Genomic DNA, 13,270 nt, shown 5'->3' on the forward strand with positions numbered 1-13,270 from the left:
GCCACATTCGACGCGCGCTGAGCCATAACGGCTTGATCAAGTGCCACTCGTGTGCCATAGTGGCACCATGGATTTGACCTCGTATGTGAACAACATCGGACGTGAGTTCGCCACGCTTGCCGAAGCCGGCGGTGACGAGGCGCGTGCGCTGGTCGAGCGCCTGACCGGGCCACTCGAGTCGGCGATCCGGATGACACTGCTGGAGGCGCTGTCGGGCGCCGCGGACGAGATCACCCGGGATCTGGCCCCTGGCTCGGTGCAGCTGCGCCTGCGCGGACGCGATCCGGACTTCGTCGTGACCTCGGCCCCCGCCGAGCCGAGCCACGACACCGCCGAGAGTGGCCCATCGAGCGGCGAAGCCGCATCGATCAGCGGCCCGCTGATCGACGAGGACGGCCCGACCGCGCGGATCAACGTGCGCCTCCCTGAGCAGCTCAAGGCCGCGGTCGAGGAAGCCGCCGCCAAGGAGGGGCGCTCGGTCAACGCCTGGCTGGTCCGGGCGGCCTCTGCCGCACTACAACGCTCCGATCGCGACCAGCGCGCCGAGCAGCACAGCGGCGGCAAACGCACCAGGCAGGGCTTCACCGGCTGGGTGCGCTAGCCACCCCGTACCGGTTTCCACCACACATCCCCGACCTGCGGGGATGCCTTACCGACCCGAAATGAGGGGACAACCATGCCAAAATACGAGACACCCCAGCCAATTTCCGTCACGCTCGACCTCGGCGCCGCCGGTGAAGTGCGGTTCATCGCGAGTGAGCGCGCCGACACGGTCGTCGAGGTGCGCCCGAGCGACGAATCCGACGAGTCCGACGTGAAGGCCGCGCGCCAGGTCAGCGTCGAGTACGCGAACGGCCTGCTGCAGGTCAAAGGACCACGGGTGCGCGCCTTCAACTTCTCCCGCGAGACCAGGTCGGTCGATGTGACCGTCGAACTGCCCAGCGGCTCGCAGGTGTCCGCCGACGTGCAACTGGGGAACTTCCGCGGGGCCGGCCGGCTCGGCGAGTGCCGGTTCAAGACCTCCGCCGGGAACTTCCGGCTCGAACGAACCGGCCCGCTGCGCCTGGACACCCCGGCCGGTCACGCCACCGTTGACGGTGTCGCGGGCAACGCCGAGATCTCCACCGGATCCGGGAAGGTCCGGATCGGCGAGGTCGAGGGCTCCGTGGTGGTCAAGAACTCCAACGGCGGCACCGAGATCGGCACGGTCACCGGCGATGTGCGGGTGCGCACGGCCAACGGCGACATCTCCGTCGAGCGAGCGGGTGCCGGTGTCGACGCGAAGACGGCCAACGGCGGCATCCGCCTCGGCGAGGTGGTCCGCGGTTCGGTCGCGCTCGCGACCAAGATGGGTGATCTGGAGGTCGGCATCGCCGAGGGCACCGCCGCGTGGCTGGAGGTCAACACCGGATTCGGGCACGTGCGCAACCAGCTGGAGACCCCCGGCAGCCCCGGAGAGTCCGGCGAGACCGTCGAGGTCCGCGGCCGCACCTCCTATGGCGACATCACGATCCGCCGCTCCTGACCCGCTTTTTCTTACCTCGAAGGGGAATTTGCATGCGCACCCAGCAATCCGCGATCGCGGCGACCGGCCTACGCAAGTCGTTCGGCGACCAGGTTGTGCTCGACGGTATCGACCTCAACGTGCAACGGGGAACGGTCTTCTCACTGCTCGGCGCGAACGGCGCCGGGAAGACCACCACGGTCAAGATTCTGTCCACTTTGATCAATGCCGACGCCGGTGCCGTCCAGGTGGCAGGGCACGACCTCACCAGCGAACCCGATGGGGTGCGCGCCGCGATCGGTGTCACCGGTCAGTTCTCGGCAGTCGACAACCTGCTCACCGGCGAGGAGAACCTGCTGCTGATGGCGGATCTGCACCACCTCGCCAGGGGCGAAAGGCGGCACCGCACCGCCCGGTTGCTCGAACAGTTCGACCTGGTCGACGCGGGCAGGAAGCCGGCATCGACCTACTCCGGGGGCATGCGGCGGCGGCTCGACCTGGCGATGACCCTGGTCGGCAGCCCGCAGGTGATCTTCCTCGACGAGCCGACCACCGGACTGGACCCGCGCAGCCGCCGGAGCATGTGGCAGATCGTCCGGGACCTGGTGGCCGACGGAGTCACCATCTTCCTGACCACGCAGTACCTGGAGGAAGCCGACGAGCTGGCCGACCGGATCGCGGTCCTCGACCACGGCCGGGTAGTCGCCGAGGGAACCGCGGACGAGCTGAAGCGCCGCATCCCCGGTGGACACGTTCGCCTGCGGTTCGCCGACCCCCAGGGCGTCGACACGGCCATGAGCATGCTCGGTCAGGTCACGCGCGACAACGACGCGCTCGCCCTGCGGGTGCCCAACGACGGCAGCCTGCGCTCGCTGAAGACCCTGATCGACCGGCTCGACGGCCAGGCCATCGAGGTCGACGAGCTGTCCGTGCACACCCCCGATCTCGACGACGTCTTCCTCGCCCTCACCGGCAACTCCAAGAACTCCGAGAACTCCCAGAACGAGAAGGTGACCAACCGATGAGCACCCCCGCCCTCACCAGCCCCGCCCCGGCGGCCCTGAAGTTCCACCCGCTGCACGATTCGGCGACGATGTTGCGCCGCAACCTCAAGCGCATGGTGCGCTACCCGTCGATGACCGTGCAACTCGTCGGGATGCCGATCATCTTCCTGCTGCTGTTCGTCTACGTCTTCGGCGGCACGCTCGGCGCCGGGCTTGGCGGAACCTCCGGCGGGCGCGCCGACTACGTCAACTACGTGGCGCCCGGAATCATCCTGATGACGATCACGGCCACGGTCCAGGGGACGACGATCTCGGTCGCCATGGACATGACCGAAGGCATCATCGCCCGGTTCCGCACCATGCACATCGCCCGCGTCTCGGTGCTGACCGGACACGTCCTCGGCAGCGTGATCCAGGCGATGATCAGCCTGGCGATCGTGATCGGTGTCGCGCTGCTCGTCGGCTTCCGGCCCACCGCGGGGCTGGGCGCGTGGTTCGCCACCGCGGGTCTGCTGCTGGTCGTGACGTTCGCGCTCGTTTGGCTCGCGGTCGCGCTCGGCCAGGTGAGCAAGACAGTCGAGTCCGCGAGCAACGTGCTCACGCCATTGATCCTGCTTCCCTTCCTCGGCAGCGGTTTCGTCCCCACCGACTCCATGCCGGCCGGGCTGCGCTGGTTCGCCGAGTACCAGCCGTTCACGCCGATCATCGAAACCCTGCGCGGCCTGCTGATGGACGAGCCGATCGGGAACAACGCGTGGATCGCGCTCGGCTGGTGCGCCGTGATCGCCCTTGGCGGCTACCTCTGGTCGAGGCGACTGTTCAACCGCGAGTTCTCCCGCTGACCCGTCCCTGTAAAGGAGTTCACGATGCAGCACGAACCGGTTCCCGGTCTGACCGAGCTACCCCTGGCGCGTCCCGTGGGTTGCCCGTTCGACCCGCCGACCGAGCTGGGCCGGATCCGTGAGCAGCACCCGCTGGTCCGGATGAGCTACCCCGACGGGCATGTGGGTTGGCTGGTCACCGGCTACTCCCTGGTCCGCGCGGTCCTGGCCGACCAGCGCTTCAGCTCACGGTACGAACTGGCGCACTACCCGATGCCCGGCCTGGAGGGCCTCACCGAACTGCCTCCCGCGCCGGTCGGCGACCTGACCGGGATGGATGCCCCGGAGCACACCCGCTACCGGAAGCAGCTCACCGGCAAGTTCACCGTTCGCCGGATGCGCCTGCTCACCGAGCGCGTCGAGCAGATCACCGCCGAGCACCTGGACGCGATGCAAGAGCGGGGCCCTGAGCTGGACCTGGTCCAGGCCTACGCGCACCCCATCCCCGCGGTAGTGATCTGCGAGCTGCTCGGGGTGCCCTACGCCGACCGCGATTCCTTTCAGGGCAATGCGGCGACGACAACGAGTGCGGACGCCGCCCCGGAGGAGCGGTTCGCCGCCTACGGCGCGCTACAGGAGTACATGCACCAGCTGGTGCTGGCCAAACGCGCCAAGCCAACGGACGACCTGCTCAGCGACCTGGCCGGCAGCGACCTCACCGACGAGGAGCTGGCCGGAGTCGGTACCTTCCTGCTGGGAGCCGGGCTCGACACCACCGCCAGCATGCTCGCACTGGGTGCCTTCGCCCTGCTGCGAAACCCCGAGCAACTCGCCGCCCTGCGCGCTGATCCTGGCATCGCCGACCAGGCCGTCGAGGAGCTGATGCGTTACCTGAGCATCGCCCACACCGGGATGCGGGCGGCGCTGGAGGACGTCGAGCTGGGTGGACAACTGATCAAAGCAGGCGAGTCGGTCACCATCTCCATCCAGGCCGCCAACCGCGACCCGGAGAAGTTCGCCGATCCCGACACGCTCGACCTGAACCGGAAGGCCACCGGGCACCTGTCCTTCGGTCACGGCATCCACCAGTGCCTCGGCCAGCAACTGGCCCGGGTCGAGATGCGCGTCGCCTTTCCCGCGTTGTTCACCCGGTTTCCGACGCTGCGCCTCGCCGTCCCGCCCGAGGAGGTGCCGCTACGCCCCGACCACCAGAACATCTACGGCGTGCACCGGCTCCCCGTCACCTGGGATCAGCCGGTGACGAGACCCGAAGCCGCTTCGCTTCCGGGGCGGTGACATCGATGACGGCGGGTATCTCGTCGCGCCAGCTGAGCATTACTCAGCGCCGAACCACGTGGGCAGCCGGCTGAGCAGGTCCTGCTGGTCTTCACCGACCCAGGCCACGTGGCCGTCCGGGCGCAGCAGCACGGCGGGCACATCCAGTTCGTCGCTGACCTCGATGACGTGGTCGACGCGGTCCGCCCAGCCGGCTACCGAGAGCCGGCCGGTCTGGTCGAGCAGCAGCCCACGGCCGCCGTGCATGAGCTCGTAGAGGCGGCCTCGTTTCAGCCCGACATCCCGCAGGCGCCTGCCGACGAGTGGATGCTCGTCACCGAAGTCGTAGCGGATCCCGATCGCGATGATCTTCTCGGTCAGGTACCGGCTCACCTCCTCGAAGTCCATCAGCTCCGACAGCAGCCTGCGCACTGCCTGTGGACCCGGCTCGGTGGACAGCAGCTGCATCTGCGCACGAGTGTTGTCCAGCACGGCGGCGGCCACCGGGTGCCGTTCGGTGTGGTAGCTGTCGAGTAGCCCCTCCGGTGCCCAGCCGTCGACCGCGGCGGCCAGTTTCCAACCGAGGTTGAACGCGTCCTGAATACCGAGGTTGAGGCCCTGTCCGCCGGTCGGCGGGTGGATGTGCGCCGCGTCGCCCGCCAGGAACACGCGCCCGACCCGGTAGCGCTCGGCCTGCCGGGTGGCGTCACCGAAGCGGGAGAGCCAGCACGGCGAGTGCACGCCGAAATCGGTGCCGGCGACCGCCCGCAGCTGCTGCTTGACCTCCTCGAGGGTCGGCGGGACGGAGCGGTCCTCGGCCACCCCCGCGGCGGGCACGCCTACGCGGTACCCCCCGTCCTCGAGAGGCATGACGCCGAACCGCAGCTGGGTCTTGCGAACCTCGGCCACCACGGCGGTGACCGTCTCCGGCGGGGCGGTCAGCTCCATCTCGCCCAACAGCGTCTCGACCCTGGTGGGCTCGCCGGGGAAGCCGACGCCGAGCAGCTTGCGTACCGTGCTGCGGCCGCCGTCGCAGCCGACGAGGTACCGCGCGCGCAGCTGCGTGCCCCCTCTGACCTCGACGGTCACCCCGTCGTCGTCCTGGCTCAGCCCGACCAGTTCGCAGCCACGCCGGATCTCGGCACCGACCTCCACGGCGTGCTCGGCCAGCAGGCGATCGGTGGTGGTCTGCGGTATGCCGAGGACGTAGGCATGTGCCGTATCGAGCCGGTCCGGCGCCGGCTTGGCGATGCCGGCGAAGAAGCCACCGACCGGGTACTGCTTGCCGCGCGCGAGGAACCGGTCCAGCAGACCGCGCTGGTCCATCACCTCGATGCTGCGCGCGTGCAAACCCAGCGCGCGGACGAACTTGGGTTGCTCAGCCTCCTTCTCCAGCACGAGTACCCGCACCCCGTGCAGCCGCAGCTCGGCCGCCAGCATCAAGCCGGCCGGTCCACCCCCCGCAATGATCACGTCGAACATGAGCCCCCCTTTTCCGCAGGTCCTGACTTCGGACGGAGATTCTGCGGCATGACCCGGGTCTTGCCACAAGACCCCCGGTGCGCTATATCTTGAAAGTAGCAGGAGGTGGATGTTTTTCCCTGCCTTTTTGGTCCGTTGTGGACGGACGGCTTCTTCCCTCAGGAAAATTTCGCCAGAACTGTCACACACGGTTCCCGGCCGGTGTCTCCATGCCGAAGCGATGAGAAACCCGGAGGAGACATGGCTGGCAACAACCGGATTCCGAAGGCCGAGCTGACCGGCATCTACGGCGCGATCCTCAAGCGGATGTCCCGCAAGATGCTCGGTGACGTCGCCGAGCCGCTCGCGGTGATGTGGCACAACCGAAAGGTGCTGAACTTCAGCTTCAGCATCAGTCGCAAGGCACAGCAGTGGGACCAGTGTGACAAGAACTTGAAGTCGTATGCCCACATGGCGGTGGCCAGCCTGGTCGGCTGCAGCTTCTGCCTGGACATCGGCTACTTCCAGGGCAGGAACGAGGGACTCGACATGACCAAGGCGCGCGAGGTGCCGCGCTGGCGCGAGTCCGACGTCTTCACACCGCTGGAGCGCGACGTCATGGAGTACGCCGAGGCGATGTCGCACACCCCACCGACGGTGACCGACGAGATGTCCGCGCGGCTGCTGGATCAGCTCGGCGCGCCCGCCCTCGTGGAGCTGACCGCGTTCATCGGGTTGACGAACTTCATGACCCGGACCAACACCGCGCTCGGCATCGAGTCGCAGGGGTTCTCTGCGGCCTGTGGGCTGCCTCCGCTCGCCGCACGCTCGCCGGCCTGAGCATCGAAATCGGATTGCCTGCTTGCCGATCCACGCGGGCCGCGCCATCGGAGTTCTCGCCCGCCGCGGCCCGCTCGATCCGACTCAGATGTTGAATCCGCCGTCCACGGCGATCGTCGCTCCAGTCAGGTACGCGCCGCCGTCACCCGCGAGATGGGCCACGGTCGCCGCGATCTCGGCAGGTACCCCGTAACGCCCCAAGGCTGTGAAGCCCGCGGCCGTCGCCGCAAATGGGCCGCTGGCCGGATTCAGATCAGTGTCGATCGGTCCTGGATTGATTTGGTTGACAGTGATCCCACGCGCCCCCAGTTCCCGGGCAAGCCCCTTTGTCAGGCCGATCAGTGCGGACTTGCTCAAGGCGTACAGCGAGAGCCCGGGGAACACCACCCGCTCGGCCACGTTGCTGCCGATGTTGATGATGCGACCGCCATCCTGCATGTGCTTGATCGCGGCCTTCGACGCGACGAACGGGGCTCGCACGTTGACCGCGATCGTCTCCTCGAACTCCGCCTGCCCGAGTTCCTCCACCGGCGCGACGTGGTAGGCCCCCGCATTGTTCACCAGGATGTCGAGCCGTCCGAGCTGTGCGGCCACCTGGTCCACCGCGGCGACGACGGCCTCCGGATCGGCACTGTCGGCCTGCAGGGCCACTGCGCGCCGTCCCATGGCCTTGATCTTCTCAACCACTGCCGCGGCAGCGTCGGTCCCGCGCTGGTAGGTCAGTGCCACATCGGCGCCATCCTCGGCCAAACGAACCGCCACAGCCGCGCCGATCCCACGACTGCCGCCGGTAACCAAAGCCACTTTGTTGTCGAAAACGTCGTTCATGCCGACCAGCATGTCCAACTTCCAGCCGTCGATCCGGCGGAAATCGGACCCTGCATTCCCGACGAACATCAGTGTCGCTACGTTCCCGAACGACTGACCGGACCGGTCAGGAATCGAGAAGCGGCGGCGCCGAGCCTCACCTGGCGTGAGAGGTACGAACATCATGCTCTCGCTCGACGTCATCACTGTCGGAGCGCCGGAGGTGCAAGCCGCACACGCGTTCTACACAGCTGCGTTCTCGCCCACCGTCACCGACCACGGCGACTATGTGGACCTCGACATGCCCGGGACCGGACACCTCGCTGTGTACGGGACCAAGGCGCTCGCCGTGGACGCGGACGCAGAACCCACGACATCGGGCTTCCGCGGTTACCTCGTGTCCTATGTGGTCAGTCAGACCAGCGAGGTCGAAGCCCTGCTGGATGCCGCTGTCCAGAATGGAGCGAAGGTCCTCAAGCCCGCGAAGAAGTCACTGCTCGCCGATCCGAAGGCACCCGCGAGTCCCCCGCCCAGGCACGCGAGTCCCCCGCCCAGGCACGCGAGTTGCCCGTTCAGGCGCACGAGTTGCCCGTTCGAGTCGGAAACACACCGGGAACGGCTCGCCCATTCACAGCTGGGCGAACGCCCCCAAGGCCACCATAGTTGCGTTCAACGCAACCAAGGTGGCCTTGGGGGCACATCAGCCGCCGGTTCGAGCAACCGGGCACGGCGCACAGAAGCACCGGCGCGGAAGCCAACCGCCAGTCACGGGCCAACAGCGCCGCCTCAGGCAGCCTCCCAGCTGGGCCGGTCGGCTGGCTCTTTGACCGTGACGTTGACCCGGTTGAACAGGTTGACGGTGCCGATCGCGAGGACGACGGCAGCAAGCTGCTGCTCGTCGTAGTGCTTCGTGGCCTCCTCCCAGGGGTCGTCGGGCACTGCCTCTCCCGATCGATCGGCGAGCCGGGTGACGGCCTCGGCCAGCGACAGCGCGGAGCGTTCGGCGTCGGTGAAGAAGGGCGTGTCCCGCCATGCGGCCACGGTGGCCAGTCGCTCGTCGGTCTCGCCTGCCTTCCTGGCCTGCCGCAGGTGGCTGTTGAGGCACGCCGCGCAGCCGTTGATCTGGCTCACCCGCAGCCCGATCAGCTCGACGGTCGACTGCGGCACCCCGCTCTTGCCAATGGCCTTGAGCAGGTGCTGGATGCCGGTCAGGGCATCGGGAAGGATCATTGCCGGGTTGGTCATGCGCTGGGTCATGTGTTGGTCCCGTCTCGTCACGTCGCCGCAGTGTCGCGGGTCATTGCCCTGACACATGGCAGCGGGAGGATGTGACCCATGCAGGAGCGGGAGTTTTTGGCGGGACAGTTCGAGGAGCACCGGCCGCAGCTGCGGGCCGTCGCCTATCGGATGCTCGGCTCGCTCAGCGAGGCCGACGACGCCGTACAGGAAGCGTGGCTCCGGTTCAGCCGAGCCGACTCCAGCGCCGTCGAGAACCTCGGCGGCTGGTTGACCACGATCGTCAGCAGGGTGTGCCTGAACATGCTGCGCTCACGTACCCAGCGGCGCGAGGAACCACTGAGCTTCCACGTGCCCGACCCGATCGTCAGCAGCGTTGACGACAACGACCCGGAACAGCAGGCCCTCCTCGCCGACTCGGTCAGCCTCGCGCTGCTCGTCGTACTGGAGACCCTGACCCCGGCCGAGCGGCTCGCCTTCGTCCTGCACGACCTGTTCGCCGTGCCCTTCGACGACATCGCCGCCATCGTCGACCGCACCCCGGCGGCGACCCGCCAGCTCGCCAGCCGCGCCCGCCGCCGGGTACGGCACGAGGCACCGAAGCCGGACCCCGATCTGACCAGGCAGCGCGAGGTCGTGGACGCGTTCCTCGCCGCCGCACGGGGTGGCGACATGGAGGCGCTCGTGGCGCTGCTCGACCCCGACGTCGTCGTGCGCTCGGATGGTGGCACCCGAGGCCCCACCACGATGCTCCGCGGTGTGCAGGCTGTGGCACAGGGTGCGATGGCGTTCGCCCGCATCGCCGAACTTGCCCGGCCCGCGCTCGTCAACGGCAACTACGGCGCCATCGGGATGGTCGACGGCAAGCCGCTCTCCGTCGCGGCGTTCACCGTGGTGGACGGCAAGATCGTCGCGCTGGACATCCTGACCGATCCCGAACGCATTGCCCGCCTCGACCTGGAATGAGTACGGGTCACAGGGGCTCGACCACGAGCACCGGAACCCTCGCGTGCCGGACCAGGTCCTCCGCCACCCTGCCGGGCAGCCGGTGTGACAGTCCCCGGCCGCCCCGTGCCACGACGAGCAGGTCCACGCCCTCCTCCTCGGCGAACCGGCTCAGGGCCTCGGCGGGGGGTCCGGCCAGTACCGCGCGGCGCACCGGCACGTCGGCCACCAGCGCGGCGGTACGGGCCAGCCGCTGCGCCGCCGCATCGATCAGCTCGTGTGCGCTGTCGTCGGTCGCGTCGTAGGGCACCACCTCGGCGACCAGTACCTCCACGCACCGCGATCCGAGCAGGCGCAGCACCGTGTCGAGTGCCTGCTCGGAATCCGCCGACCCGTCGACCCCCACCAGCACCCGGGTGCCGCCGGCTGCCTGGTGGGCTGTGCCCCGCCTGGGTGCGGTCCGCCGTGGACGTTCCGCGGCCCGCTCGAACGCGATGGGCACGAACAGCGGCCCGAGCGCCACCGCGATGGCTGTCCACTTCGGATCAAAGCCCCGGTGAGCCAGCCACAGCCCCGTCCCAAGACCCACCAGCAGCCAGGCGGCCACGAACACGACGAACACGACGACGTTCACGAATCCACGATGCGACTCGGCCAGCGGCCCGCGGTAGGACCCTATGGCCACGGCGCACCGGTACCTTCGCCCCTCGCACGGGGTGAGGATGGAGGGATGCGACGTGAACTGGTGATACTCCGGCACGCCAAGTCCGATTGGCCGGTAGGTGTTCCCGACCGGCAACGGCCATTGGCCGCGCGCGGCCGCCGCGACGCCCCGGTGGCGGGGCGGTGGCTGCGCGCGCACGTGCCCACCATCGACCTGGTGCTGTGCTCGACAGCCAAACGGGCACGGCAGACCTACCAGCTCGCGCGCAAGGAGCTCGCCGGCAAGCCGACGGTCCGGCACGAGGGACAGCTGTACGCCGCCTCGGCCGAAACACTCGCCGGGGTGATCAGGAACCTTCCACGCGATGCGCACACGGTGTTGCTGATCGGCCACAACCCCGGCCTGGAAGACCTCGTCGAGCTGCTGACGGGTCAGCCCTGCACTCTGAAGACCGCTGCCGTCGCGGTACTGACCGGCTCCGGCGGCTGGACAGGCATTGGCCCGGGCTGGGCGAAGCTGGCCACGCTGGCCAAGCCCCGCGGCTGAAGCGGCTCCCTCACCCCGCCGGGATGCGTTCCGCCTCGCACAGGAACGCCACCGGGGTGCGGCCCATACGGGTGAGCACCACGCTCGCCTCCCGCGCTCCTTTCGGTTTGAGCCTGCGCCGCAACGCGTTGGGGTCCACATCGAGTCCGCGCACCAGGATCTCCACCCTGCCGACCTCATGCCGGCGCAGCGTGGCACGCAGGGACTTCTCGCTGTAGTTGCCGAACTCCAGCACCCGGAAGGCCCGCACGCCCGGCGGCGGCTCGTCGCCGGTGAGGTAGGCGATCCGCTCGTCCAGCTGCCACAGACCGTGCCGGGCCGCGTAGTGCCGCACCAGCCCGGCGCGCACCACCGCACCGTCCGGGTCGACGATCCACTCACCCGGCTCGCCCACCGCCACCTCGTCCGGCTCCGCGTCGGTGACCGTCCACTGTGTCCCATCCGAGCGCAGCACGGTCGCCCGGCGAGTCACCTCGGCGAGTCCCGCACTCCACAGGCACGCCTCACGCACCTGCCCGTCGAGCGAGACGAGCTCCACCTCACGAGCCCATGGCACCACGGCGGGATCGATACCGGGAGCGCATTTCACAACGAGGTCCCGGCCCGGGTACGCCTTCGCGAGATCGTCCAGCGCGGGGACGAAGTCGGCAGGGCGCCACGTCCGCCTGCCTGTCGCGTCCCGCCGCGCTGGGTCGGCCACCGCGACGCAGTCTCGTGTCACCGGTCGCAGCGCATCCGCCCGGACGAGCAGTGGCGCGACGTCGGCCGTGGCACAGTTGTGCCGCGCCATCGCCAGCCGGACAGCGTCCACATCGGAGCCGACACAGCGGCGGGCGGTCCGCGCCAGCTCCACAAGGTCGGCACCGATCGAGCAGGTCACGTCGTGCACGTCGCGGCCGGCCAGCCGCCGCGCCCGGTGTGCCGCGACGGGCGCGGCACTCGCCTGCTGCAGCGCGTCACCGGTGAAGAGCCACCGGTCCGCCTGCTCGACCTTGGCGGCGGCCTTTCGCCGCAGCACCACCGTTTCCAGCACGGCGGCATAACGCTCCCCCACGGCGCGCCGCGCCGCCGCGACATCGGCGATCCGGCTCGCGTCGGTCAGCGGCAGCGCCGCGCACGTGGCGAGGGCCTCCTCGCCCTCGGCCGACCGCAGGAAGGCGACATCATCGAGCGAGAAGGCGTAGGGCACTTACGGTTCCGTCGGTGGAGCGGGTTTGACCCCGGTGATCATCACGTTGTAGAAGAGCTCACGCGGCAGGACACGGGCGAGCACCTTTTTGTCCACTGCGGACAGTCGAAGCCACGTGTGGTAGGCGAACATCCGCCAGCGCACGGTCAGCTTCTCCTGCGGAACAGCAGCCTCGAAAGTCCGGATCGGCCAGCCGGCCAGCGCCGCGCTGAACTCCTCCGTCACGGCCTTGACGTCCACCGCGCCCGCGGCGAGCGCCTTGCGCTCCAAATCGGACGGATCGAACGTGTGCAGGTCGACCACCGCCTCGAGCGCAGCCGCACGAGAGGACTCGTCGAGTTCGGCCTGCGGCCGCCGCCACGCGCGCAGCGCTGGAAGCCTGGTGACGTTGGTGGTGAGCCACCAGGTGATCCGGCCGAGCCTGCGCGCGTACCAGTCGCCGATCTTGGTGGGCTCACCGGCGAACACGAAGCGCCCGCCCGGCTTGAGCACGCGCAGTACCTCGCGGAACGCGGCGGGCACGTCCGGGATGTGGTGCAGCACCGCGTGGCCGACGACGAGGTCGAAAGTGTTGTCCTCGTAGGGAATCCGCTCTGCGTCGGCGACCCGGCCGTCCACATCGAGGCCGAGCTGCTCGGCGTTGCGCAGCGCAACCTGCACCATGCCTGGAGAGAGGTCGGTGACCGAGCCCTTCTTGATCACCCCGCCCTGCATGAGGTTCAACAGGAAGAAGCCCGTGCCGCTGCCCAGTTCCATGGCCGTGGCGTAGGGCTGCCCCTCCGTACCGGCGACGGCGGTGAAGACGTCGGTGGCATAGGAGATGCAACGCTCGTCGTAGGAGATCGACCACTTCTCGTCGTAGCTGCCGGCCTCCCAATCGTGGTAGAGCACGTTGGCCAGCTTCGGGTCGGAATAGGCCGCCTGAACCTCGTCCGCGCTCGCGTGCGGGTTCGGGGCCGGATCCGTCGCGTGCGTCAC

General features: G+C 68.8%; 14 protein-coding genes. 8 read left to right on the plus strand and 6 right to left on the minus strand.

The window, feature by feature from the left end; translation table 11 throughout:
- Positions 1-67: 67 nt before the first annotated feature.
- The 5 genes from ABZ863_RS17055 (at position 68) to ABZ863_RS17075 (ending at position 4,625) form a co-directional block, all read left to right on the plus strand.
- Positions 68-601, plus strand: a complete 534-nt coding sequence (locus ABZ863_RS17055; protein ID WP_358536236.1) for a YlcI/YnfO family protein — start codon at positions 68-70, stop codon at positions 599-601.
- Positions 602-676: 75 nt separating this feature from the next.
- Positions 677-1,525, plus strand: a complete 849-nt coding sequence (locus ABZ863_RS17060) for a DUF4097 family beta strand repeat-containing protein (protein ID WP_358536238.1) — start codon at positions 677-679, stop codon at positions 1,523-1,525.
- A gap of 32 nt (positions 1,526-1,557) precedes the next feature.
- Complete coding sequence (locus ABZ863_RS17065; protein WP_358536240.1) at positions 1,558-2,529, plus strand: ATP-binding cassette domain-containing protein; 972 nt, start codon at positions 1,558-1,560, stop codon at positions 2,527-2,529.
- Positions 2,526-3,350: an ABC transporter permease gene (locus ABZ863_RS17070; RefSeq protein ID WP_358536242.1), complete on the plus strand. Its 825-nt coding sequence runs from the start codon at positions 2,526-2,528 to the stop codon at positions 3,348-3,350. Before ABZ863_RS17065 ends, ABZ863_RS17070 begins: the two co-directional genes overlap by 4 nt.
- Before the next feature lie 24 nt (positions 3,351-3,374).
- Positions 3,375-4,625 carry a cytochrome P450 gene (locus ABZ863_RS17075; RefSeq protein WP_358536244.1) on the plus strand — a complete coding sequence of 417 codons (1,251 nt, stop codon included), beginning with the start codon at positions 3,375-3,377 and terminating at the stop codon, positions 4,623-4,625.
- Positions 4,626-4,664: 39 nt separating this feature from the next.
- Here the strand turns inward: ABZ863_RS17075 and rox are convergent, their stop codons facing one another.
- Positions 4,665-6,086, minus strand: a complete 1,422-nt coding sequence (rox, locus tag ABZ863_RS17080; protein ID WP_358536245.1) for a rifampin monooxygenase — start codon at positions 6,084-6,086, stop codon at positions 4,665-4,667.
- A gap of 240 nt (positions 6,087-6,326) precedes the next feature.
- Here rox and ABZ863_RS17085 point away from each other — a divergent pair, with 240 nt between their 5' ends.
- Positions 6,327-6,905: a carboxymuconolactone decarboxylase family protein gene (locus ABZ863_RS17085; protein WP_358536247.1), complete on the plus strand. Its 579-nt coding sequence runs from the start codon at positions 6,327-6,329 to the stop codon at positions 6,903-6,905.
- An 84-nt stretch (positions 6,906-6,989) separates the two neighbouring features.
- Here the strand turns inward: ABZ863_RS17085 and ABZ863_RS17090 are convergent, their stop codons facing one another.
- Positions 6,990-7,733: an SDR family oxidoreductase gene (locus tag ABZ863_RS17090; protein ID WP_358536352.1), complete on the minus strand. Its 744-nt coding sequence runs from the start codon at positions 7,731-7,733 to the stop codon at positions 6,990-6,992.
- Between the two features lie 765 nt (positions 7,734-8,498).
- Positions 8,499-8,969: a carboxymuconolactone decarboxylase family protein gene (locus tag ABZ863_RS17095; protein ID WP_358536249.1), complete on the minus strand. Its 471-nt coding sequence runs from the start codon at positions 8,967-8,969 to the stop codon at positions 8,499-8,501.
- Positions 8,970-9,047: 78 nt separating this feature from the next.
- Between ABZ863_RS17095 and sigJ the strand changes: the two genes are divergently transcribed.
- A complete protein-coding gene (gene sigJ / locus ABZ863_RS17100; protein WP_358536251.1) occupies positions 9,048-9,914 on the plus strand; it encodes an RNA polymerase sigma factor SigJ in 867 nt (288 codons plus the stop codon).
- A gap of 7 nt (positions 9,915-9,921) precedes the next feature.
- Here the strand turns inward: sigJ and ABZ863_RS17105 are convergent, their stop codons facing one another.
- Positions 9,922-10,527, minus strand: a complete 606-nt coding sequence (locus tag ABZ863_RS17105; protein ID WP_358536253.1) for a universal stress protein — start codon at positions 10,525-10,527, stop codon at positions 9,922-9,924.
- Positions 10,528-10,623: 96 nt separating this feature from the next.
- Here ABZ863_RS17105 and ABZ863_RS17110 point away from each other — a divergent pair, with 96 nt between their 5' ends.
- Positions 10,624-11,103 carry a histidine phosphatase family protein gene (locus tag ABZ863_RS17110; protein WP_358536255.1) on the plus strand — a complete coding sequence of 160 codons (480 nt, stop codon included), beginning with the start codon at positions 10,624-10,626 and terminating at the stop codon, positions 11,101-11,103.
- A 10-nt stretch (positions 11,104-11,113) separates the two neighbouring features.
- Here the strand turns inward: ABZ863_RS17110 and ABZ863_RS17115 are convergent, their stop codons facing one another.
- Together ABZ863_RS17115 and ABZ863_RS17120 are read right to left on the minus strand one after the other, a co-directional pair.
- Positions 11,114-12,292 (minus strand): class I SAM-dependent methyltransferase, encoded by a 1,179-nt coding sequence (locus ABZ863_RS17115; protein WP_358536257.1) that lies wholly within the window; start codon positions 12,290-12,292, stop codon positions 11,114-11,116.
- On the minus strand, positions 12,293-13,270 hold the full coding sequence (locus tag ABZ863_RS17120) for a class I SAM-dependent methyltransferase (protein WP_358536259.1): 978 nt from the start codon (positions 13,268-13,270) through the stop codon (positions 12,293-12,295).

It is taken from the genome of Saccharomonospora sp. NPDC046836, from assembly GCF_040645195.1.
GTDB lineage: Bacteria > Actinomycetota > Actinomycetes > Mycobacteriales > Pseudonocardiaceae > Prauserella_A.